20 protein-coding genes, 1 other RNA gene and 1 pseudogene are annotated in these 23,026 nt (G+C 73.7%); 4 read left to right on the forward strand and 18 right to left on the reverse strand.

All coding sequences use genetic code 11. The features are described from left to right. Positions 1 to 4 precede the first annotated feature (4 nt). Entirely contained in the window at positions 5 to 1,411 is a 1,407-nt protein-coding gene (locus IR158_RS08455) for a glutamate decarboxylase (protein WP_291811961.1), read from the reverse strand. Between the two features lie 125 nt (positions 1,412 to 1,536). Between IR158_RS08455 and IR158_RS08460 the strand changes: the two are divergent. Further along, positions 1,537 to 1,635, forward strand: a pseudogene (locus IR158_RS08460) (LuxR C-terminal-related transcriptional regulator); the annotation flags it as partial. Between the two features lie 38 nt (positions 1,636 to 1,673). Next, positions 1,674 to 2,654, forward strand: a complete 981-nt coding sequence (locus IR158_RS08465; protein WP_291811963.1) for a DUF2891 family protein — start codon at positions 1,674 to 1,676, stop codon at positions 2,652 to 2,654. Between the two features lie 47 nt (positions 2,655 to 2,701). Here IR158_RS08465 and IR158_RS08470 read toward each other — a convergent pair whose 3' ends face one another. The 14 genes from IR158_RS08470 to IR158_RS08535 form a co-directional block, all read right to left on the reverse strand. Continuing rightward, on the reverse strand, positions 2,702 to 3,946 hold the full coding sequence (locus IR158_RS08470) for a VWA domain-containing protein (protein ID WP_291811965.1): 1,245 nt from the start codon (positions 3,944 to 3,946) through the stop codon (positions 2,702 to 2,704). Beyond that, on the reverse strand, positions 3,943 to 6,306 hold the full coding sequence (locus IR158_RS08475; RefSeq protein WP_291811968.1) for a DUF5682 family protein: 2,364 nt from the start codon (positions 6,304 to 6,306) through the stop codon (positions 3,943 to 3,945). Before IR158_RS08475 ends, IR158_RS08470 begins: the two co-directional genes overlap by 4 nt. Then, complete coding sequence (locus IR158_RS08480) at positions 6,303 to 7,394, reverse strand: AAA family ATPase (protein ID WP_291811971.1); 1,092 nt, start codon at positions 7,392 to 7,394, stop codon at positions 6,303 to 6,305. The genes IR158_RS08475 and IR158_RS08480 overlap by 4 nt, the downstream gene beginning before the upstream one ends. Beyond that, positions 7,391 to 8,833 carry a DUF5691 domain-containing protein gene (locus IR158_RS08485; protein ID WP_291811972.1) on the reverse strand — a complete coding sequence of 481 codons (1,443 nt, stop codon included), beginning with the start codon at positions 8,831 to 8,833 and terminating at the stop codon, positions 7,391 to 7,393. The genes IR158_RS08480 and IR158_RS08485 overlap by 4 nt, the downstream gene beginning before the upstream one ends. Then, a complete protein-coding gene (locus IR158_RS08490; RefSeq protein WP_291811975.1) occupies positions 8,830 to 10,146 on the reverse strand; it encodes an SWIM zinc finger family protein in 1,317 nt (438 codons plus the stop codon). The genes IR158_RS08485 and IR158_RS08490 overlap by 4 nt, the downstream gene beginning before the upstream one ends. Positions 10,147 to 10,261: 115 nt before the next feature. Then, the gene (locus tag IR158_RS08495) at positions 10,262 to 11,782 is read right to left on the reverse strand and encodes a hypothetical protein (protein ID WP_291811977.1); all 1,521 of its coding nucleotides are present in this window, start codon (positions 11,780 to 11,782) and stop codon (positions 10,262 to 10,264) included. A gap of 628 nt (positions 11,783 to 12,410) precedes the next feature. After that, complete coding sequence (locus IR158_RS08500) at positions 12,411 to 13,658, reverse strand: TIGR03862 family flavoprotein (RefSeq protein ID WP_291811980.1); 1,248 nt, start codon at positions 13,656 to 13,658, stop codon at positions 12,411 to 12,413. Between the two features lie 398 nt (positions 13,659 to 14,056). Continuing rightward, positions 14,057 to 14,424: a transfer-messenger RNA gene (gene ssrA, locus IR158_RS08505) on the reverse strand. A gap of 179 nt (positions 14,425 to 14,603) precedes the next feature. Continuing rightward, positions 14,604 to 15,242 (reverse strand): hypothetical protein, encoded by a 639-nt coding sequence (locus IR158_RS08510; RefSeq protein ID WP_291811981.1) that lies wholly within the window; start codon positions 15,240 to 15,242, stop codon positions 14,604 to 14,606. A 298-nt stretch (positions 15,243 to 15,540) separates the two neighbouring features. Beyond that, positions 15,541 to 15,780, reverse strand: coding sequence for a hypothetical protein (locus IR158_RS08515; protein WP_291811982.1), 240 nt, complete (start codon positions 15,778 to 15,780; stop codon positions 15,541 to 15,543). 129 nt (positions 15,781 to 15,909) lie between these two features. Continuing rightward, on the reverse strand, positions 15,910 to 16,176 hold the full coding sequence (locus IR158_RS08520; RefSeq protein ID WP_291811984.1) for a hypothetical protein: 267 nt from the start codon (positions 16,174 to 16,176) through the stop codon (positions 15,910 to 15,912). 15 nt (positions 16,177 to 16,191) lie between these two features. After that, on the reverse strand, positions 16,192 to 16,488 hold the full coding sequence (locus IR158_RS08525; RefSeq protein ID WP_291811986.1) for a hypothetical protein: 297 nt from the start codon (positions 16,486 to 16,488) through the stop codon (positions 16,192 to 16,194). Continuing rightward, a complete protein-coding gene (locus IR158_RS08530) occupies positions 16,485 to 16,964 on the reverse strand; it encodes a hypothetical protein (protein WP_291811988.1) in 480 nt (159 codons plus the stop codon). The genes IR158_RS08525 and IR158_RS08530 overlap by 4 nt, the downstream gene beginning before the upstream one ends. 66 nt (positions 16,965 to 17,030) lie before the next feature. After that, the gene (locus IR158_RS08535) at positions 17,031 to 17,471 is read right to left on the reverse strand and encodes a hypothetical protein (protein WP_291811989.1); all 441 of its coding nucleotides are present in this window, start codon (positions 17,469 to 17,471) and stop codon (positions 17,031 to 17,033) included. A gap of 158 nt (positions 17,472 to 17,629) precedes the next feature. Here IR158_RS08535 and IR158_RS08540 point away from each other — a divergent pair, with 158 nt between their 5' ends. Beyond that, positions 17,630 to 18,691, forward strand: coding sequence for an ATP-dependent DNA ligase (locus tag IR158_RS08540; RefSeq protein ID WP_291811991.1), 1,062 nt, complete (start codon positions 17,630 to 17,632; stop codon positions 18,689 to 18,691). A 6-nt stretch (positions 18,692 to 18,697) separates the two neighbouring features. Here the strand turns inward: IR158_RS08540 and IR158_RS08545 are convergent, their stop codons facing one another. From IR158_RS08545 to IR158_RS08555, 3 genes are all read right to left on the reverse strand, one after another. Further along, positions 18,698 to 19,477, reverse strand: coding sequence for a YwiC-like family protein (locus IR158_RS08545; protein ID WP_291811994.1), 780 nt, complete (start codon positions 19,475 to 19,477; stop codon positions 18,698 to 18,700). A gap of 57 nt (positions 19,478 to 19,534) precedes the next feature. Next, positions 19,535 to 19,771 (reverse strand): DUF6480 family protein, encoded by a 237-nt coding sequence (locus IR158_RS08550; RefSeq protein ID WP_291811996.1) that lies wholly within the window; start codon positions 19,769 to 19,771, stop codon positions 19,535 to 19,537. An 85-nt stretch (positions 19,772 to 19,856) separates the two neighbouring features. Next, positions 19,857 to 21,482, reverse strand: a complete 1,626-nt coding sequence (locus IR158_RS08555) for a RecQ family ATP-dependent DNA helicase (RefSeq protein ID WP_291811998.1) — start codon at positions 21,480 to 21,482, stop codon at positions 19,857 to 19,859. Positions 21,483 to 21,641: 159 nt separating this feature from the next. Here IR158_RS08555 and IR158_RS08560 point away from each other — a divergent pair, with 159 nt between their 5' ends. Continuing rightward, entirely contained in the window at positions 21,642 to 22,991 is a 1,350-nt protein-coding gene (locus tag IR158_RS08560) for an NAD(P)/FAD-dependent oxidoreductase (RefSeq protein ID WP_291812000.1), read from the forward strand. Positions 22,992 to 23,026 lie beyond the last annotated feature (35 nt).

The raw sequence follows: 23,026 nt of genomic DNA on the forward strand, positions 1-23,026 counted from the left end.
GTGGTCAGTGGTGGAATCCGGAGCGGCTGCCCTCGACGGGCATCGGGCCGGTGAGGGCGTCGAGGTAGGCGACCTCCTCGCGCAGGTCGACGAGGAACGCCGACGCCAGGTCGTGGCTGAAGCCGTTGCGCACGACGATGCGCTGCACCGTCAGGTCGGTGAGGTCGTCGGGCATCGGGTAGGCAGGAACGAGCCACCCCTTGGTCCGCAGCCTGTCCGACAGGTGGTACAGGTTCCAGTTCTTCGTGTAACCCTCGCGCAGGCTCCAGGCGAAGACCGGGATGTCCGAACCGTCGTTCCACAGGTCGAACGCCGGCATCTTCGCGATCTCCCCCGAGAGGTACAGCGCCACGTCATGCGACGTCTTCTGCACGGCGGTGTAACCGGCGCGACCGAGACGGATGAACAGGTAGTACTGCAGCAGCACCTGCGCACCGGGCCGTGAGAAGTTGAGCGCGAACGTGGGCATGTCACCGCCCAGGTAGGACACACGGAACACGAGGTCCTCCGGCAGGGACTCCAGGTCCCGCCACACGACCCACCCGAGCCCCGGGTAGACGAGCCCGTACTTGTGACCCGACGTGTTGATCGACGCGACGCGCGCCACACGGAAGTCCCACTCGAGGTCCGGCTGCACGAACGGCGCGATCATGGCGCCCGACGCGCCGTCGACGTGGATCGGCACGTCGTTGCCGGTGGCCTCCTGGATCCGGTCGAGCGCCTCGGAGATCTGCTTCACCGGCTCGTACATCCCCGTGTACGTGACGCCCATGATCGCGACGACGCCGATCGTGTTCTCGTCGACGTACTTCTCGAGCTCGAACCCGTCGAGCACCTTGTGCTCCAGCGAGATCGGGACGTAGCGCGCCTCGACCTCGAAGTAGTTGCAGAACTTCTCCCAGCACACCTGCACGGCGCTCGACAGCACGAGGTTCGGCCGGTCCGCGGCCTTGCCCGCGGCACGGCGGGCATGCTGCCAGCGCCGCTTGAGCGCCAGGCCGCCGAGCATCGCGGCCTCCGACGAGCCGATGGTCGACGTGCCGATGGTGTGCTCGGGGTCGGGCGCGTTCCACAGGTCCGCGAGCATCGTCCAGCACCGCGTCTCGACGGCCGCCGTCTGCGGGTACTCGTCCTTGTCGATCATGTTCTTGTCGGCGGCCTCGATGTAGAGGCGTGACGCGTACTCGTCCATCCACGTGCCGACGAACGTCGCGAGGTTGAGCCGAGCGTTTCCGTCCAGCATCGCCTCGTCGTGCACGATCTGGTATGCGGTCGCCGGCAGCGCCTCGTCGTCCGGCAGGCGGAACTTGGGCAACGACGTCGCCTCGCCCGGCCGGGCGAAGACCGGGTTGAGCTCGACGGTGTCGGGCTCCTCCTCGTGACGTGCGGCTCGACGCGTGTTCGTGACCATGGTGCCCCCCTGGCTACCTCAGTTGTCCCGGCTTCGCCAGGACGTCGCTGCCACGCTACGCCCGGGTGTGATCTTGCACACGCTGGGAGCGGGTGAGGGCGTGACGGGTGGACGCGCGGCCCGAGACCGTGAAGACGTACGTGTCGCGCATCCTCACCAAGCTGGACCTGCGCGACCGCGTGCAGGCCGTGGTGTGGGCGTACCGCACGAGGCTCGTGGGCTGAGGGACGACGCCGGCCGGCGCGTGCGGGAGGCTGGGACGGTGACCGACACGCCTGGGCCGCCCCTCACCCGCTACGCGAGCATCGTCGCGACCAACCTCGCGACGCCGTGGCCGTACCACCTGGTGCACCTGGCGACCGGCCCGGACGACGTGCGCGCGCCCGCCGACCTGTACCCGGCGTTCCACACGTCCTTCGACTGGCACTCCTGCGTGCACATGCACTGGCTGGGTGTCGAGGTGCTGCGCGCGGGCCACGAGGACGCGACGCTGCGTGCCCGCATCGACGCGAACCTCACGGCCGGCCGGATCGCGGGCGAGGTCGCGTACCTGCGGGCACACCCCGCCTTCGAGCGGCCCTACGGGTGGGCCTGGGCGGCGCGTCTCGCGGCCTCGTGCCGGGCCGCAGCCGACGCCGGGGACCAGGACGCGGCGCGCTGGGTGGACGCGACCGCGCCTCTCGCGGACACCGTGCTGGACCTCGCCGACCCGTGGCTCGCCCGCGTGGAGCACCCGGTCCGGCACGGCGTCCACAGCAACACCGCGTTCGGGCTCGCGCTGCTGCTCACGGCCGCCGACGACCTGGGCCGTACCGCGTCGGCCGGTGCCCTGCGCTCGCACGCGCGCCGGTTGTTCGGAACGGACCGGGACTGGCCCGCGCGCTGGGAGCGCAGCGGCCACGACTTCCTGTCCCCCGGCCTGGCCGAGGCGGACCTCATGGCGCGCGTGCTGCCGGCCGAGGAGCTGCGGCCCTGGTTCGCGGGGTTCCTCCCCCGGCCGGACGACCTGGTGTCACCCGCGCGCGTCGTCGACCCGACCGACGGGCACGCCGTGCACCTCGACGGCCTCAACCTCTCGCGCGCAGGGGCACTCTTCCGGCTCGCGCACGCGCTCGACGACCCGACGCTGCGCGACGCCGGGGACCGCCTGCTCACCGTGGGGCTCGCCGCGCTGGAGAACGAGGACTTCGTGGCGACGCACTGGCTCGCGTCGTTCGCGTGGGACGCGACGGCGAGCCGCTGAGGCACCGGCGCACCTGCTCACCGGCAGGGACCTGACCTGGTCGTCGGTCACCTGGACGTGGCGACCGCCACCACCGCCCGGTGACGGTCGACCCACGCACCGACGTCGCCACGCGCGAGCGCCACGGCCAGCAGGTCCGGGAACGCGTCCGGCGTGCACGCGAACGCCGGCACGCCCAGCGCGGCGAGGTCGGCCGCCGTCTCGCGGTCGTACGCCGGCGCGCCGGAGTCGCTGAGGGCGAGCAGCACGACGACCTGCACGCCCGACGCCTGCATCGACGCCACGCGGCGCAGCAGGCCCTCGCGGGCACCGCCCTCGTACAGGTCGCTGATGAGGACGAACAGGGTGTCGGCCGGTCGGGTGACCAGGCCCTGGCAGTAGGTGACCGCCCGGTTGATGTCGGTGCCCCCACCGAGCTGGGTGCCGAACAGCAGGTCGACCGGGTCCGAGATCCGGTCGGTGAGGTCCACGACGCTGGTGTCGAACACGACGAGCGACGTGCGCAGCGCACGCATCGAGGCCAGGACGGCACCGAACACGGCCGAGTAGACCACCGACTCCGCCATCGAGCCCGACTGGTCGACCGCGAGGACGACGTCCCGCGCGACCGTGCTCGTCGAGCGTGACCTGCCCACGAGCCGGTGCGGCACGATCGTCCGGTGCTCCGGCAGCCAGTGGCGCAGGTTCGCGCGGATCGTGGCGTGCCAGTCGATGTCCCGTGGGCGGGGGCGGTGCGTGCGCTCCCCGCGCAGCGCGCCGGTGACGGCCGAGCGGGTCGCCGTCGCGATGCGACGCTCGATCTCGGCGACCACCTGGGCGACGACGTGCCGGGCGGTGGCGCGGGTCGTCTCCGGCATCTGCCGCTGCAGCGACACGAGGGTCGAGACCAGCCCGACGTCGGGCTGGACGGCGGCGAGCAGCTCGGGCTCCAGGAGCAGCCGTCGCAGACCCAGGCGGTCGACCGCGTCCCGCTGCATGACCTCGACCACGCTCGACGGGAAGTAGGTGCGGATGTCGCCCAGCCAGCGCGCCACCCTCGGTGCGGACCCGCCGAGCCCGGCGCTGCGCCCGGCTCCGGAGCCGCTGCCCTCCCCGGGAGGCCCGTCGTAGAGCGCCGCGAGTGCGGCGTCCATGGCCCGCTGCTCGTCGGTCAGCTGAAGTCCTGCGTCCGGGGTCCCCGCCTCTCCGAGCAGCAGCCGCCAGCGGCGCAGCCGCTCGTCGTCCCCGACGGTCGCCTCGGGCTGCGTGCCGGGAACGGCAGTCTCCGGCAGAGGTGGTCTCGGTCCACTCATGTCGCAGCTCCCAGCAGGCGCAGTACGGTCGCGAGCGGTGCACGCACCAGCTCCGGGTCGAGCTCGACGTCGTCGGAGGCGGCGGCCGCCCCGGCCGTCCCGAGCTGGGCGACGGCCGTGCCGACGGCGCGCCGCTCCCCGGCGGGAAGCGCACCGAAGGTGCGCCGCAGCAGCGGCAGGACGTCCGTGAAGTCGTCGTCCCGCAGGGCGCCCACCCACGCGTCGAGCACGCCCAGGAGGCGACGGTCACCGGCGAGCAGCAGCCCGCCGCCGTCGAGGAACCCCTCGGCCCACGCGGCGGTGGTGCGCGCCGGTGTGCCGCGCGACAGCGCGCGCGAGAACCTGCCCGCCGCCTCGTCGGGATCGAGGTGCCCCGCGTCGAGCAGGAGCCGCGTGGCGCGCCCGGACAGCACCCCGGACACGTCGGTACGGTCCGCGAGCGCGGACACGGTCCGCCACCACAGCTCACTCCCCGAGGGGTCGTCCCGCAGCCGGACCGCGTCGTGCGCGGCGTCGACGTCGGCCCGCAGGACCCGCGCCGCGTCGTCGTCGATCCCGGTCACGGCGCCGGGCAGCGCCGCGCACGCCCGGACCACCAGCGCGTCCGCGACGCGTGCCAGCGCCTCGACGCGCGTCCCGCGCACGTCGCTGTACCGGTGGGCCCGCACCAGCGGGGGCACGGCACGCAGCACGTGGGCGACGTCCCCGTCCTGGGCGGCGCGCGCGTCCAGCACCGGCAGCAGCCCGTCGAGCGCGTCCGGCAGGTCCGCGACGAGGGCGCGCTCGACGAGAGCGGTCACCCCCGGCAGGTCCGAGCCGGCGGCGTCCGCCACGACGCGCGCCGCGGCGGCCGCGGGCACGGTCGCACCCCACGGTGACGCCTCGACCAGCGCGACCGTCAGCTCGGGCCGCCACAGCAGCGTCCACGTCTCGCGGAACGTGCCGGTCGCGCGGGTGCGGGACGTCTCGGTCGTCCCCCAGTCGACACCGACCAGCGCGAGCCGGTGCAGCAGGCGTGACCGCGCGAGGTCGGTGTCCTTGCGCAGGTCGAGCTCCAGCGTCCGGGGCGCGGCCTCGAACGGCAGCCGCAGCCGACGCGCGGTCGCCCGCAGGTCCGCCTCGAGCGGCACGGTCGGCACGTCGTCGGGGACGGTGCCGAGCCGCTCCCCCACGACGAGGTGCGCGGTGACGTGCGCGAGCAGCGCGTCGTCGCCCTCGCACAGGACCGCCCGTGTCGCCTCGGTGACCTCCGCCAGCCCGGGGTGCGGCCGGCCGCGCACGGCGGCGAGGACCTGCGCGAGCCGCGTCGCCTCGATGACGTGCGCCGACGAGACCGGCAGGTCACGGCGCCTCAGGACGCCCGCGACCTCGACGAGCCACCGGGCGACGACCCGGTCGGTGCACGTGAACAGGTGCTGGTACCAGCCCGGGGACGCGACGCCCGCGCCGTAGCCGGAGTGCAGCGCCAGCCGCGACGTCGTCCACGGGGACCACGTGAGGCTCACCTTGCGGCGGGGCAGGCCGCGCAGGAGGCGCGCGTCGGGGGCCGCGGCGGGCAGCCTGCCGCGCAGCACGGGCGCATGCCAGGCGCCGCACACGACGGCGACACGCTCGTGCCCCTCCCGCAGCGCGGCACGGATCTGCTGCCGCATGTGCGCCTCGCGCCGCGCCTCACGCAGCAGGTGGGCCGGGGCGTCGGACGAGCCGTCGTCGGGCAGTGCGGGCTCGTGCTCCCGCAACGCGGCCATGGCGTCGGTGACGACGTCGAACGGCGCCGCGTCGGCCGCGCGGGACTCCACGACGTCCTCCCACCAGCGCTCGGGGTCCTCGTACCCGGCGGCGTGCGCGAGCGCGGCGACGGGGTCGGTGCGCAGCTCCTGCGGCTGGTCACCGTCGCCGTCACCGTCCTCGTCCGACGCCTCGTCGGCGAGCTGGACCGCTGCGGGCAGGTCGATGAAGCGCGCCGGGACGCCCCGCGCCGCGGCCCACGTCAGGGCCTGCCACTCGGGTGAGAACACCGCGAAGGGCCACCAGGCGGCGCGCCGCGGCTCGTCGGCCGTCACCGCGAGAAGGGCGACCGGGGGTTCCATGCCGTCGCGTCCGACGAACACGGTCAACGGGTCGGCGTCGGCGGGACCCTCGATGAGGACGACCGTCGGCGACCACGCGTCCAGGGCGGCGCGGACGGCCCGCGCCGATCCGGGTCCGTGGTGGCGGACGCCGAGCACCCGCACCCGCGGCTCGCCGACGTCCTGCGGCACGACGTGCGGCAACACCTGCGTCGCGGCGTCCGCGGCGTCGTCCGGTGCCGCAGCCGCTGCGCCGCCCGCGACGGCCGGTGCCACCGCGGTGCTCGTCATCCGGTGACCTCGCGGCACGCACCGTAGAACTCGTGCCAGCCGTCGCGCTCCCGGGCGACGGACTCGAGGTACTCGACCCACACGGCGGTGTCCGCGACGGGGTCCTTCACGACGGCGCCGAGAATCCCCGCGGCGACGTCGGCGGGGCGCAGGACGCCGTCCCCGAAGTGCGCGGCGAGCGCGAGCCCGTGCGCGACGACGGAGATCGCCTCGGCGGTGGACAGCGTGCCGGACGGCTTCTTGAGCGCCTGCCGGCCGTCGAGCGTGCTGCCCGAGCGCAGCTCGCGGAACACGGTGACGACGCGGCGGATCTCCTCGGCCGCCGGGGGCGCGTCGGGGAGCTCGAGGGACGCCCCGAGCTGCGCGACCCGCCGGGTGACGATGTCGACCTCCTCGTCCGCCGTCGCCGGTAGCGGCAGGACGACGGTGTTGAACCGGCGACGCAGCGCGGAGGACAGCTCGTTGACGCCGCGGTCCTGGTCGTTGGCCGTCGCGATGACGTTGAAGCCCCGCGCCGCCTGCACCTCCGTGCCGAGCTCGGGCACCGGCAGCGTCTTCTCGGACAGCACCGTGATGAGCGCGTCCTGGACGTCCGAGGGGATGCGGGTGAGCTCCTCGACCCGGGCGATCCCCGCCTCGCGCATCGCCGTCATCACGGGCGACGCCACCAGGGCGGCCGCGGTGGGCCCCTCGGCGAGCAGGCGGGCGTAGTTCCAGCCGTACCGGATCGCGTCCTCGGAGGTGCCGGACGTGCCCTGGACGACGAGCGTCGACCGGCCGCTCACCGCGGCCGCCAGGTGCTCGCTGACCCACGTCTTGGCGGTGCCGGGCACCCCGAGCAGCAGCAGCGCCCGGTCGGTCGCCAGCGTGGCGACCGCGACCTCGACGACGCGACGCGGCCCGACGTACTTGGGTGTGATCACCGTGCCGTCCGGCAGCGTGCCACCGAGCAGGTACGTCACCACGGCCCAGGGCGACATCTGCCAGGCCGGGGGCCGCGGGCGGTCGTCCGAGGCGGCGAGCGCCGCGATCTCGTGCGCGAACGCCTGCTCGGCGTGGGGTCGCAGCAGGGTGTCGACGTCGGTCATGCCAGCTCCTCGAGGATCGCGCGGCGGGTCATCAGGGTGTCGGCGACCGCGTGCAGGACCTGCGCGGTGCCGGGGGCGGTGCAGCGGTCGGCGACGGCCCGTACCTGCTGCTCGGTGCCGGCGTCGTGGGGCAGACCGGCGGCGAGGACCGGCTCGGCACTGCGCACCTCCCAGTCGGACAGCGGCGGGTCGGGGACGATCTGCCGCAGCACGACGTCGGCGACCGCGCCGGGCCACGGCGTCGGGAGCGCGGCAGCGAGGCGGAGCATGTGCCGGGCGCTGTCACGGGTCACGGGCTCGCGGCGCGGCAGGGCGGCGGCGAACGCCGCGGCGCGTGCCGCCTCGGGCAGGACGGCCAGCAGCTCGACCGCGTGCGGGTGCACCGCGAGGAGCGCCTGCGCCCACGTGGCGTCGCGCGTGCGCCGGGCGGCGTCGCGCCACCCGGCGTGCAGCTGCGCGGCGAGCTGGTCGGTCACGTCCATCCGCACGAGGTCCGCCGCATCGCGTCCCAGGTGTGCCGTCCACGCCGACGGCGGCGTGGCCGCGACGAGCGCGCGCAGCAGCCGGGCGCGCCGGCCACCGGCCCCCGTCCGCACGTCCTGGAACGGCGCCGCGGGGTCGTCCTCGGGGAGCGTGACGACCAGGACGCGGCGCAGGCGCTGCCGATCGACCGCCACGCACGCCAGGGCGCGTCCGGCGCAGTCGCGCGCGAACCGGGAGCCTGGCAGGTCGACGAGCGCCTGCGCCGCGGCCTCGCGCACGGTCACCGCTCGGTCGGTCAGGCACCGGGCCAACCGTTCCTCGTCGTCGGGACGCACGTCGCCATGGATCGCGGCGACGTCGGCGGTCCGCGCGGCGACCGGCCGCCGGGACCACTGCGGGTCGTCCACGGCCGCACGCGCGGCGTCGGCGCCGGGCGGTCCGTCCGGCGCGTCCAGCACGGCGGTCGCGACGCCGGCGGGCATCTGCGACGCGAGCCAGCGCCCACGCGCACCCAGGACCGCCGCGACGAGCGCCCGGTGCTCATGCCCCGCGGGACGTCTCACCCACCCCAGGACCTCGGGCAGCAGCGCGGGCGGCACGACGTACCCGCGCTCGGCCGCGGTCCGCAGCCAGTGCACCGTCAGCTGGTCCCCGACGACGTCGCCGCGGGTCACCAGCGCCGCCAGACGCGTGCGAGCCGCCCCACGGGCCACGCGCGACATCTCGGGCTCCGCAGGGGCCGGCAGCTCGGTCGCGTGCCGCGGCTGCACGGTGCCGGCACGGCGTGCGACCACGTCGAGCGCCGCTACGTCGAGCAGACCGGCGGGCCCCGTCGTGCGCGGTGCCTCTTCCACCGCCTGGCGCACCACCGCGGGCAACCCGTCCCCGAAGGACGCGTCCGGTGCCGCGCGCCGTAGGCCGAGCAGCGCGGCCGTCACCATGTCCTGCCGGCTCACAGCTGCACCAGCTCCCCGTCGCACCACGCCGCCACCGGCCGGACCCCGGCGACGGTCCGGTCCGCGACCACGGTCACGGGGTGTCCGCCGCTGAGCGCGACCAGTCGCCACGGGTCGTCCCGGAACACCACGGGCAGCGTGTCTCCGGCCGCGTCGGCGAGGACCCACCGCGCCGAGCCTCCGTCACCGTGCCGCAGCGGGGTCACGTCACCGAGCACCACGGGCATGGCCGTCGCCCACGGGTCCACCGCGAGCAGCGCCGACCACGCGTCGGCCACCTGTGCCAGCGTCGTCCCGTGGACCTCGCGCAGCGGGGCCGGTTCGCCGTGGCGCTCCCCCACGGACACGCGGCTCGGGTCACCGGGGTGCACGTGCAGGTCGGCGTCGACGACCGCGCCGACCGGGAGCGGCACGTCCAGCGGCTGACCCGACGGTCCGAACAGCATGACGACCGCGTCCCGCCCCGTGGTCGTCCCGCGGACGTGGACGCGGCGAGCCGCGAGCCGGTCGCGCACCGTGTCGTGCTGCGCCAGCACCTGCCACTGGTCACGCAGGCCCGGGGCGGCGAGGACGTCCTGCTGACGCTCGGGCTCCCCGACGCGCCGCCGCACGACGGCCGCGGTCGCCTCGTCCAACGTATCGAGCCGCGCGTACGCGCGGACCAGCAGGTGCAGCAGCGCGAGCTCGTCGAGCAGGCGCGCGGGCCAGCCCTCACCGCTCGCCGCTGCGGTCGCGAGGCTCCGGACCGCGGCGGCCAGGCCGGGCGCCTGCGCGTCGACGAGCCGCGCGGCGACCTGCTCGTACGGGCCGTACCCCGCCCGGTCGGCCCCGGTGAGCCCCTGCTCGACCTGGTCGTGCAGCCACCGCTCCAGGTCGGCGACGCCGTCGGCCACGCGTGCCCGGCGCCTCTCGGCGCGCCGGGCGGCCGCCTCCGGGTCCGGCGCGGCCGTGCTCGGGCGCTCCGTCCGGGCGGCCCGCTCGGCTCGCGACGCCAACCACTCCCGCGCGTGCTCCGCCGGCTCGGCGACGTCGGGTACCTGGCCGCCGGCCCAGAGCAGGAGGAGCGCGAGCGCGTGCTTGCAGGGGAACTTGCGGCTGGGACAGCTGCAGCGGAACGCGGGGCCCGCGAGGTCGACGACCGTCGCGTAGGGCGTCTTCCCCGAGCCCTGGCACAGGCCCCACACCGCCGCGGGCGCGGTGGACGCCCCCGCGTCGGACCAGGTCCGCGGCACGGCGAGCTTGCGCCCCGCGGCGACGGACGACGCGTCGGGCGCCAGCGCCACCACCTGCTCCGCCGACCATCTCTCCGACACGGACGGCGACGCTAGCGCCTCGCACCGACACGCGGGGCAGGTTCCGTCCTGATCCACCCGTCCGCGCGGAGCACGCCGGGCGGCCGTCCGGCTGGGGGTGTCGCGCGGCGTGCCGCTACGAGAAAGCCAACCCGAGCGCGGCCACGATCCCGAGGACGGCGACACCGAAAGCCAGCGCCAGAACGGCAACACGCACCCACGCCTCGGTGGCCGCCAGCGGATCGACCTCCTCCGGTGCTCCCTGTGGCTGGACCCCCTCGCCCTCAGGGGCCCACACCTTGCCGGTGGCCAGGTCGTGCACCTTCTGCTTCGCCCGGTGCTGCGCGCCGCCCACGAGCGTGCCGTCCCGGACGTCGAGCAGCGCCCAGGCCGCACTTGCGGTGCCGAGGTAGAAGACACGCCCCGACGAGCCGAGCACCGAACGGCGCGTCACCATCTCGGCCCCCACCTGGGTGGGCCGCACGTGCAGGACGTGGGTCACCGGGCGGCCCTCCTGGGAGTGCAGGGCCTCGCGCGCACAGGCGCGCGCCAGAGGAGACACACCCGTGCTGTCCACCGTTGTCACGGCCACCATCTCGGCCCGCGCGGCGTCGACGCGCGCCGTCGCGACCGCGAGGACCGCTTGCGCCGGTGCGACTGCCGCCTGTCGCCGGGCGACGTCAGCGGTGAGCCGGTCGAGGTGCTCCCTGAGCAGCTGGATCCGGTCGGCGGTGGCCTCCTTGCCTCCGACAGCGTCCGCCCAGGCCGACTGCGCTGCTGTGACGGCTCCCCGCCGGTCGCCCAGCTCTGCGGCGACGGGCGCGACGAGCTGGCTGAGGACGAGCGTCTCCTCGGCGAGGACCGCCACCGCCGCGGCGAGGCGGTGCAGCGCGGCCACGGTCGGCCCGGCAAGATGGGCGACGTCGAACCCATCGAGGGTGGCCCGGTTGCGGGCACCGGCGAGAGACCCCACGGCTCCTGCAGTGAGCGTCGCGAGCAGCGCCGCGTCAGCGCTCACATCGACGGCACTCACGCTGAAGTCCGTCGCGGTCAGCTGCACCAGCTCGACTGCGGCGCCGAGGGCAGAGCCTGCGGGCGCCGGCGCCTCACCCGTGCCTGCTGGCGCCGGCGCCTCGCCCGTGTCCGGGTTCAAGCGAGCTCTGCCACCCGAGTCGCTGACGTCGTTCTCCCGCGATCGCAGTTGCTCCTCGTGAGCGGCGTACCGGTCGACGGCTTCGCGCAGTGCGGTCGTCGCCGCGCGCACAGCGTCGGTCACCCGGGCCTGATCTTTCGAACGCTCGGTGAGCGAGGCGAGGATGAGTGTCGCCTGCACGTCTGTGGTCAACAGGTTCGCGTCCGTGGTGACGAGCACGTGCCAGGGAGTGCCCTGAGACTTCGTCGCGGCACTGGCCGCAGCGGCGATGCCGCCAGCGATCTCCGCGACGACCTGGTGCGCGAGCCACGGACCGAGCCCACCGGCCTTCTCGCCGACGGTCACCTCTCCGGTGGGGCCGTTTGCCACGCCCGGCGCCAGTGCGCTCAAGGCGGCCGTCCTCGCCGTGGTCAGCTTCGCGCGCGCCTCGAGCACCGCGAGCTGTGCCGCCAGTTCCTTCGCCCGGTCGTCCCCCGACGTCGCGTGACTCGTCGTCTCCGCCATGTCTTCCGCCTCACTTCCCGACCCAGGAGCGGCAAGGCGTTCTGCGACGCCCGCAGACGTCACGGCCCCTTGTCCGATCGTGGACCCGTGCGCCGCCCGCACACCAGAGCTTCCATGGAAGCCGGGGCGGTTCACTCACGCGGATCGCACCGCGCTTGCTCGCATTCAGCACCCCCCCATATCGGGCATGCGCTGCGCGTCGGCGGCCTCGACGATGCGAATCACAGCGCACGCTCGGTCAGGAGCCGACGAACGTCTGAGCAGTGCGTGTGCATCCCCAAGGTCCGGTACTCCAGTGGCATCCGTCGACACACGCCGTCCCCGCTCACAGCACGGTATCGCCGCTGACGCACGCGGGCTGGTTGATGTCTCGACGGTACGAGCGGCAGGACACTCGAGCGCCTGCAACCTTCCGTTGCGCCGTCACCTCCGCGGTGGTCGCCGGGCGGCCGAGCACCTGCCGGTACCGCAGGTCCACGACGCGGTCGACGTGCGCCGGGAGTACACGATGTCGTAGACCGCCGGGGGGCGGCCGTTCGAGCCGGATACGGGCGACGCCCGGGCTCACCCGGCTCACCCCGGAGACCGACGCCGCCCGGGGCTGTCGGCCTGACGGCGCCGCCCGCCGTCAGACGTGCGCGGGGCCGTCGAGCCCGTGTCCCGACGGCGCCGTCCCGAGCCGCGCCAGCGCACCCCGGGCCGCGACGACACCCGTGCTGAACGACGCCTGCAGCAGGTAGCCGCCGGTCGGCGCCTCCCAGTCGAGCATCTCCCCGGCGACGAACGTGCCCGGCAGGGCGCGCAGCATCAGCGCCTCGTCAACCTGGGACCACGCGATGCCGCCAGCGGTCGAGATCGCCTTCTCGATCGGCATGGTGGCCGTCACCACGACCGGCACGGCCTTGATCCGCTCCGCCATCCCGGACGACGGCAGGGTGCCCGCGTCGGCCTCGCGCAGCAGCCCGATCGCGGCAGGGTCCAGTCCGACCGTGCGGCGCAGCCAGGACGAACCCGAGTCCTTGGGGCGGCGGCGCCCGAGCCGTTCGTCGAGCTGGGCGACGGTCAGGTCCGGCCGCAGGTCGATCTCGACGACGCACCGACCGTCCGTGTCGAGCGCCTCGCGGATCGCGGCGCCGATGGCGTAGACCGGGCCACCCTCGAGGCCGGTGCGGGTGAGCATCGCGTCCCCGCGGCCCCGTGCCGGGCGCCCGCGGACGGTGAGCGCGACGTTCTTCAGCGGCGTGCCGGCGAACCGCTGCGCGAACACCTCCGTCCATCCCACCCGGACGCCGACGTTGGCCGCTCGCAGCGGCGTGACCGCGATCCCGCGGTCCGTGAACGGCCCGGCCCAGCCGCCGTCGGCGCCCAGCCGCGGCCAGGACGCGCCACCGAGGGCGAACACCGTCACATCACCGCCGACCTCGATAGTCGTGCCATCAGCGCCGGTGAACAGCGACGCACCGTCGTCGGACCATCCGTCCCACCGTTGCCGCTTCTCGATCCGCACCCCGAGGTCGGTCAGGCGTGCGAGCCACGCGCGCATAAGGGGCGTCGCCCGGAACGAGCGTGGGAAGACCCGCCCGCTCGTCCCGACGACCGTCGGCTCTCCCAGCCCTGCGCACCATGTGCGCAGGTCCTCCGGGCCGAACACGTCGAGCATCGGCCGCAGCCGGGGCGCCGACTCGCCGTACCGCTCGGCGAACGCGTCCCGCCCCTCGGTGTGCGTGATGTTCAGACCGCCGTGGCCGGCCAGCAGGAACTTGCGTCCCACCGACGGCATGCGGTCGTGCACGGTGACGTCCACGCCGGTACGGGCCAGCACCTCGGCGGCGATGAGCCCCGCCGGCCCGCCGCCGACGACGGTCGCGGTGCTCATCGGCGGGAACGTCCGCGCGCGTGGTGTGTCGGCACCGGGCGAACCTAGCCGACCGGCGGACGACAGCCGTCACCCCGGTGCGCACGGCGAGGGGCATCCCACCGGTCACAGGGGCTCGACGGGATCGACGGGATCGACGAGGACGATGTCGGCAGTCGACCTTCTCCGCCTCGCTGCGGCGGGTCGAGCGCCTCGGTGCACATCCTCCCAGCGGCGCCTCCCGGCACCACAGGTCAAGGCGTCGCCTCTCCGTGCAGCAGACCCCTCCGAGGGCACTCGCCGGAGTGCTGGCGGACGTCACCGACACCCGTGCCGTGGACAGCACTGAGGCCCGCCCCAAGCGGGACGGGCCTCGGTGCAATCTACGAAGAGTGCCTTCGCAATCTACGAAGACCTCGACGTGGAGGTGGCGGGAATCGAACCCGCGTCCGATGACGTGGGACCAGGGCTTCTCCGGGTGCAGTCCGCAGTAGATTTTCTCAGCCCCCACGATCACGCGGACAAGACGTGGACGGGCTCAGTCGGCTAAGAGTCCCGCCCGCCCCACCGACGAGGACGGACAGCAGTGGCTCTCTAGATGACGCCGGGAACTAGACCGAGAGCATGTCTAGGCCGACGGACTTCGAGGCTCGCTCAGGCGGCGAGGGCGAAGTCGGTGCGATTGGAATCGGCACCTATAAGTTTGCACGGAGCGTTTACGAGATAACCGTGCATCCTCGACCCGCTTCACCTGGCTCGACGATCACCGTCGAAACCGATCACCCCCATGGGTGTATGCACTTGTCAAGCTGACCGTCCGCCCTGGCGGGGCGGAGGTAGGTCCAGCGTACTGCACAACGCGACGCCGGTCTCGAGGATTCCCCGCCCCACGACCCGGGACGCCGCCGGTCGCCGCCCGTGGGGGCGACGGCCGTGGCGATGAGCGTCGACAGGCGTCGGGGTGGGTCAGAGCCCCAGGGGGGCGGACGCCGGCGAGGTCGGTCCGTCGGTGCTGCCGTTGTCCTCGCGGTCCGGGCGCGAGCGCCGGTCACGGTCCTGTGAGCCGTCGCCGTCGCGACCGCGGTCGCGACCGCGATCCTGCTGCTGCGAGTCCTGCTCGTCCGAGCCGGAACGGTCCTCGTCGGAGCCGCTGTCGTCGTCCGGCCGAGCGCCGCGCTCGGTCTCGTCGCCCGGGCGCGCGCCGTCGTGCTCGTGGTGCAGGTCGGGCCGGCCGTCGCCGTCGCGCGTCCACCCGTGGTCCCCGTCCTCCGGGAACCCGCGCATGTCGCCGCGGTCGCCTCCGGGGAATCCCTGCGAGCTCTCGGCGAAGCGAGGGGCGTGGTCGTGCTGGACGGCCGCGACGACACCGCCGCCGGCGAGCAGTCCGACGACGAGTGCGCCGCCCGCGATCGCAGCGGTGACGCCCGTGCCGAACGCGCGTGCGGGCTTCGCCGCGACGCCCACCGGCTCGCCCGGGGCCTGCAGCGGGTTGCCCGGCGAGGCGGGGGTGCTCGACGCCGGCGCCGCAGCGCCCTGCGGAGCGGGTGCCGGCCCCTGCGAGGGGGTGGCGCTCATCGGCTGGGTCTCCTTGGTGTTGTCGTCCATGTACTCCTCCCGGACGCCTCGGTGGTGCGTGATGGGGACAAGCACACCCCCCGCAGGTGGGACGACGTTGTGGTGAGGCTGGGACGGACCTGTGAGTCGCTCCGACACGGACGGGAGCGCGCCACGACCGGGGCCGCCGCAGGTCTGGGCTCGTCAAGTCGCGCCGCCAGGAAGCCCACCGGCAGGTCCAGCCGCAGCCCGACCCTCAGCTGCCCTCCGGCCGGACAGCGACGTCGTCGACGACCTGCCCGCCTCGTCCACCTCCACCTGCGCGATGTCGTCAGCGACCCGTGCGCGGTCAGCCCAACGACGGGAAACGCACTCGGCTGGCTAGGTACTCGTCGCTCGGCACGAGCCGCGTCAGGAGCTGCTGGACCGTGCCACCTCGCCAGAGTGCGTTCGCGGACGAGGTCACCTCCGCGGTGATGGCCGGACGTCCGAGCATCTGCCGGTACCACAGGTCCACGACACCGTTGACGTGCTCCGAGGAGTAGACGATGTCGTAGACCGCTTTGGTCCGACCGTTCGTGCGGATCATGCTGACACCGGTGTTCACGTTGCCGTCACCGATCGCGACCGACCGATTGGCACGGACCTGGTAGACCTCCTCCGTCGCCTCGCTCTCAGGTTCGTCTCGTCGAGGACCAGCGCCGCCGCCTCCAGCGGCTCAGCCGCCGGCGCGCACCCGGAAGGCGTCCGGGATCTCCATGGTCACGAACCCACGGCTCCCCGACGTGCGGAACCAGTACAGCCCCCGGAACGGCTCGACGTCGGGCGTGGTCTCCACCCGCACGAGTCCGGACGCGCACGCACCGTCCTCGGGCGCGACGAACTCGATGTGGCCGCCACTCGAATAGAGCTTCAGACCGTGCTCGGCGAGGATCGCGTCGGCACCGGGGTAGGCGAAGTCCTCGACGAGCGGCGAGCCGCGCAAACGAGATCCTTCGGATCAGTCACCCACGATCCAGAAGTAACCTCCTCGTCTCGATATGACGTGAGCCATTTCTTGGAGGCGGCAGACATCGTCCTCCAGCTCGGGCTGCTCGCGCAGCAGGTGCGCAAGCTCTTCGACGAGGCGCCGAAGCTGGAACGGGTTGAACATGGTGTCGCTGTGCGGGTCCAGGTCACCCAGCAATCCACCGCGCCCGCCGGCGATGTCGGCAATCTTGTTGAGTTCACGGTCGAGTTTGACATCCTCGTAGATCTGCCGGTGCAGAAGGTCCTGGAATTTCAGATTCCGACTCACGGCGCCACCCCCGGCGGAACCACCGGATGAATCGAGACAATAAAGCCCCACTTGTCCTGCGCCACGACGTACCAGTCCATGTCAAACCCTCCGAAATCTGCGCCGAGCCCTCCGACCGATTGGCCGTCCGGCGACTGCACGCGACGTTCAAAGTTGCCATGCTCGTTCTTGAGACATGGACGCTTGTTTGCGTGATCGACGAGCGCCTGGTAGTCCGTCCCCTGGCAGAAGACGCTCTTGTCACGGGGGATGATCAGGTCCCGGTTCGCAGCGGTGGCAGTGTGCAGATTCTCGACCTTGTCGATGCTGTGGTCATCGAGATACGCGGGAAGGCACGGGTCCAGGTCGTTGTGGACGTGTACGGACGCATCACCCACCGCGACGAAGTAGGTGTGGAGATCTGCGACCGTGAGGTTGAACACCGCGACCTCACCGCGCCCGCGAGAGACGAACTCGACAACGGGTTCGGCATTCAACCCGCCGCACGCTGCACGCCATCCGCGTCGTCAGACGCTCGCCCGAGAGCGACGCCACGGAAAGACTTATCCGTACTCGTTCATGGTCAACTCGATGGTTCGGTCACCCGATGCGTCACCGCACGGACCGATAAAGACGTCGCGCCAGATGATGTCGGGGCCGAAACCTCCTCGGTCCGCCCGAAGTGTGACCTCTGCGTCGCCCTGGCGGAGGATCAGCTCTCCGTCGTCGACCGTCTCCCACTCGATATCGCCGGACATCGTGCGGAAGGCTTCGGGGTCACACCCCTCGCCCGAGCCGTAGGGAATCGCCTCGACGACGCCGACACCACCGTCCTCAAGACGCACCGCCTCGCCGTTGTCACCCTCCCAGAGCTCTCCGATCGGCACCGCGGGCGCGTCCTGCTCCACGCATCCCGCGGTGACCAGGCACAGCGAGGCCGCAGCGCCCCACGCGACAACCGAACGCAGCACTGCTCCTCCAAGGATCTCCGACGGCCTGCCCATGCTTCACACCATTCTTCGATGGACGACGACCGAGGCGGTCGTCGAACGTCTCGCCGGCGGCGTCCGGACGGACGCTATCGGCTCCCCGCCTGCGACCGCAGCGATTTCCGTGCGCGGGAGGCGGTGCACGTGGCGGTGTGGTGCCGCACGATGGCCTCATGGACCTGCCCGTGATGCCGCCCGTCGCGCCGATGCTCGCGAAGTCGGTCAAGGAGATCCCCGCCACCGGGCACGTGGAGCCCAAGTGGGACGGGTTCCGCACGATCGTGTTCCGGGACGGCGACGACGTCGAGCTGGGCAGCCGCAACGAGAAGCCCATGACCCGGTACTTCCCCGAGCTCGTCGAGTCGCTGAAGGCGAACCTGCCGCAGCGGTGCGTCATGGACGGCGAGATCGTGGTGGTGACGGGTGACCGGCTCGACTTCGATGCTCTGCAGCAGCGCATCCACCCCGCGGCCAGCCGCGTGAAGCTCCTCGCGGGGCAGACGCCCGCGTCGTTCGTGGCGTTCGACCTGCTCGCCCTGGGTGGCGACGACCTCACGGCCCGCCCGTTCTCCGAGCGCCGCGCCCTGCTCGTCCAGGCGCTCGCCGACGCCCGGCCCCCGGTGCACGTCACGCGCGCGACGTCCGACATGGCCGAGGCGCAGCAGTGGTTCATGCAGTTCGAGGGCGCCGGGCTCGACGGCGTGGTCGCCAAGCCGCTGGACGCCCCGTACCAGCCGGACAAGCGGGCGATGTTCAAGATCAAGCACGAGCGCACGGCCGACTGCGTCGTCGCCGGTTTCCGGTGGCACAAGTCCGGTGACGTGGTCGGCTCGCTGCTGCTGGGGCTGTGGAACGACGAGGGGCACCTGCAGCACGTCGGCGTCAGCGCGTCGTTCACCATGGCGCGACGCCGCGAGTTGCTCGACGAGCTCTCCCCCTACCGGGACGTCGATCTCGCCGACCACCCGTGGGGCGCCTGGGCGGACCAGCAGGCGCACGCCGACCGGCGCATGCCCGGCGCGGTCAGCCGGTGGAACGCCACCAAGGACCTGTCGTTCGTGCCGCTGCGCCCCGAGCTGGTCGTGGAGGTCGCGTACGACCACATGGAGGGCGACCGCTTCCGGCACACGGCGCAGTTCCGGCGCTGGCGGACCGACCGCGACCCGCGGACCTGCACGTACGAGCAGCTCGAGGAGCCCGTGGGGTACGACCTGGCCGACGTGCTCGGCGGCTGACCGCCGTCAGAGGGCGACGAGCAGCACCGTCGTGACCAGCAGCGTCGCGACGACCTCCCCGGCCCCGAGGACGGCGGGGCGCACCCGTGGCCACCGCCACGGCACGATCGCAGCACGCGCGGCGAGCAACGCCCCGACGACACCCAGCAGCGGGTGCACGAATGCGAACAGCGCCGCGACCATGGCGTGGTACGCCACCGACACCTGCCGCACCCGGGGGTCGTCCCGCTCCCGGATCAGCGACTTCACGTAGGGCACGGTGCCGAGGAAGTACGCCCCGAGCACGCCGGTCGCGGTCCAGACCGCCGCCGGCCGCGGGTCGCCCGCCCCCAGCGCCGCCGCGACGGGCGTGAGCAGGGCCGCAGCCACGACCGTGACGGTGTCGTTCAGCCACGACCGGTCCGCCCGGCGCAGCGACGCCACGAGCGAGATCGTCAGCAGCGGCGCGAACACGGGAGCCCACACCAGCAGGCGCGGCGCGACCCCGAGCAGCGCCCCGAGCAGCACGAGCCCGGCCGCGCCGTACGCGAGCACCGGTGCCCGGTAGCGGGCCTTGCGCCCCGACCGCAGCCACAGGCCCGCCGCGTGGTACGCGAGGTACCCGACCAGCCACGCGACCAGCAGCAGGACGTGGCGCCACGACCACCCGCAGAGCACTCCCCCGACGACGGGGGGCACGATCAGCATCGCCCACGCGCCGTGCTGCCGCGGGACCCAGCCGGGTCCAGGACGTCGACGGCGGGCCCTCGCGGCGGGCGGCGCCGCGGCGAGGGACGGGGTGCTCACCCCGGCAGGCTAGGGCGGGACGGGTCCGCGCGACGTGGGCCGGAGGTCCCCTGCCCGTCAGTCGGCGAGGCCGATCGCGTACCCGACGAAGAACAGGGCCGCGAACACCACGACGAGGCCGATGATCACGTACGCCATCCAGTTGGCGCCGCGGGAGCCCGTGCGTGGCTGGCGGTCCGAGGCGCCCGACGTCGACGACTCCCCGGGCGGCGTGTCCCCCGGTGCCACGCCGCCGCCGCTCTCGAGCCCGGGCGTGGTCGCCGGGTCCGGGTCAGGGCTCGTCGGTTGACTCATGCAGGTGCCTCCTGTCGGGTGGTGCGTTCCACCGTGCGCGCCCGGGCGCGTCGCGGCAACCGCTGGCTACCCCGCGGCGGTCTCCTCAGCGCCCGCGCACCGTGAGGAGCTTGGCGTCGAGGGCGATCTGCGTGTCGAGCGTCACGTAGCCGCGGTCCTCGAACAGCACGGTCACCCGCTCGGCCTCCACCACGGTGACGGAGCCGTCGCCGAACTCCTGGTGGTGCACCCGCTGGCCCGGTCGCACGCGCTGCGCGGAGACCGCAAGCGACGTGCCCGCGTCGCAGGTGTCGCACAGCCCGCACGGGTCGCGGCGCTCCTCGCCGAGCAGCTCCAGCAGGAGCCGACGGCGGCAGTCCGTGGTGTCCGTGTACGTGCGCACGAGGTCCACGCGTGACGCCTCGAGACGCGTCCGCCTCTCACGGGCCTCGTGCACGTCCGCGAGCACCTGCCGGGCGTCGGCGTCGTCCGCGAGCCGCAGGGTGCCCCCGTCGTCGCGCACCGCGCCGACGTGCTGCAGCGTGCCCAGCGCGCGGGCGACGGTCCGACGCCCCAGCCCGGTGGCCTCGGCGAGCGTCGCCTGGTCGCCCGGCGTCGTCGCGAGCGCGTCCAGGACGCGCAGCAGCGTGGCGGGCCGGGGGCCGCCGCCGGAGCGCTGGTACCGCGCCAGCGCGTGGTCCTCCGCCCTGACCACCACGACCGCTCGCGCGGGGTCCTCGTCGCGGCCGGCGCGGCCGACCTCCTGGTAGTACTGGTCGAGCGTCGTCGGCGGACCGGCGTGCAGGACGAGCCGCACGTCGGGGCGGTCGATGCCCATGCCGAACGCGGACGTGGCGACCACCAGGTCGTCCTCGCCGGACAGGAAGCGGTCCTGGGTGGCCGCGCGCTCCGCGGCCGGCAGCCCTGCGTGATAGACGGACGCGGGGCGCACCTCCGTGAGCCGCGCCGCGAGCTCCTCGCAGTGCGCCCGGGTCCGCGCGTACACGATGACCGCACCGGGCTCCTCGGCGGCGAGCTGGCACACCACCGCGTCCCGCTCGTCCTGGGACGCCGCGGGCCGCGCACCCAGCCAGATGTTGGGCCGGTCCGCGTCGTGCACCAGCACGCGCGGGTCGCGCATGCCCAGGCGCGCGACGATCTCCTCACGCACGTGCGTCGACGCGGTCGCCGTCAGCGCGAGCAGCCGCGGGGCGCCGAGACGCTGGACCGCGGACCCGACCAGGAGGTAGTCCGGGCGGAAGTCGTGACCCCACTCGGCGACGCAGTGCGCCTCGTCCACGACGACCAGGCCGACGTCGGCGCCGGTCAGCGCGTCGAGCACGACACTGCGCTGGAGCTGCTCGGGCCCGAGCAGCAGCACGTCGAGGCCACCGGACCCGGCCGCCTCCAGTGCGTCGCGCTGCTCGCGCGCCGTCCGGGCGGAGCTCACCGAGGCGACGCGCAGCCCGGCCTCCTCCAGGGCACGCTCCTGGTCCCGCTGCAGCGCGATCAGGGGTGAGACGACGACGGTGAGCCGCGCGGCCAGCAGGGTCGCGATCGCGTACACCGCCGTCTTGCCCGCGCCCGTGCGGGCGACGAGCACCGTGTCGTGCGCCGGCAGCCCCGCGAGCGCGTCGCGCTGCGCCTGGCGGAGCGCGGAGCCCTCGCCCAGCACGCGCTGCACCGCCTCGTCGAGCCTCGTCCCGGTCGTGCTGTCCGTCGTCGTCGTCACGCCACCGTCCTCACGGTCGATCCCCGGGTGGAGGTCTACCCGCTGCAGGCCCCGAGCGCGCGTCGAACGGGCCGCACCGGCCGACGCGCGAGGTGCGGTCTGCGGCCGTAACGTCTGGACGACACGTCCGACGCCCGACCTGAGGCCCGGGAGGACCTGATGGCATCGACGCAGCGCCCGCACGACGTGGTGGTCGTGGGATCCGGCTTCGGTGGCCTCTTCGCGACCCGGGCGCTGGCCCGCGTGCCCGGCGTGCGCGTCACGGTCGTCAGCGGCGTGAACCACCACCTCTTCCAGCCGCTGCTGTACCAGGTGGCCACGGGCATCCTGTCGGCGGGTGAGGTCGCTCCCGCGACGCGTGACGTGCTGCGCTTCCAGCGCAACGCGAGGGTGATCCTCGGTGTCGTCGAGGACGTCGACCTCGAGGCGCGCGAGGTCGTGCACCGCTCACCGATGGGCGTCAGCCGCACCCGCTACGACTCGCTCGTGGTGGCCGCCGGTGCCGGCCAGTCGTACTTCGGCAACGACCAGTTCGCCGAGCACGCGCCGGGGCTCAAGAGCCTCGACGACGCGATGGAGATCCGCGCGCGGATCTTCGGCGCGTTCGAGCTGGCCGAGATCACCGACGACCCCGAGGTCGTCGACCGGCTCCTGACGTTCGTCGTCGTCGGCGCCGGTCCGACGGGCGTCGAGATGGCCGGGCAGGTCGCCGAGCTCGCGCACCGCGTGCTGCCCGGCGAGTTCCGGCGGATCGATCCCACACGGGCCCGCATCCTGCTCGTCGACCCGGTGCCGCAGGTGCTGCCCGGCTACCCGGACGAGCTGTCGGCCGCGGCGACGCGCGAGCTCGAGCACGTCGGGGTGGAGGTCTGGACGGGGTGGAAGGTCGTCGACGTCGACGAGGTGTCGGTCAGCGTCGAGGACGACGGCGGGCAGCGGCGCGTCATCCCGTCGGCGTGCAAGGTGTGGGCCGCCGGTGTCGCGGGGGCGCCCGTGGGACGCGTGCTCGCGGAGCGCGCGGGCGTCGAGCCGACCCGCTCGGGGCAGGTGCCCGTCGAGGACGACTGCACGCTGCCGGGGCACCCTGAGGTGTTCGTCATCGGCGACCTCATGCGCCACGGCAAGCTCCCCGGCGTCGCCCAGGTCGCGATCCAGAGCGGGCAGCACGCCGCCGACCAGATCCGGCGGCGGCTGGCGGGCGAACCCACCGGTCAGGAGTTCGTGTACCGCGACAAGGGCAGCATGGCCACCGTCTCGCGGTTCTTCGCCGTGGCGCAGATCGGTTCGGTCCGCACGTCCGGCTTCGTGGCCTGGGGGCTGTGGCTGGGTGTCCACCTGGTGTACCTGGTGGGGTTCAAGAACCGGGTCACGACGCTGCTGCACTGGGCCGTGTCGTTCGTCGGCCGGGGCCGCTCCGAGCGGGCCTCGACGTGGCAGCAGGTGGTGGCCCGCAACACCCTGCGGCGCACGGGCGAGAGCGCCCTCGGGTCACGCGCGGACGGCCACTGACACCTGCTCGACGCGGGGGCCGCACGACCAGCGCC

The sequence above is a fragment of the Cellulomonas sp. genome (assembly GCF_015234515.1).
Lineage (GTDB): Bacteria > Actinomycetota > Actinomycetes > Actinomycetales > Cellulomonadaceae > Cellulomonas.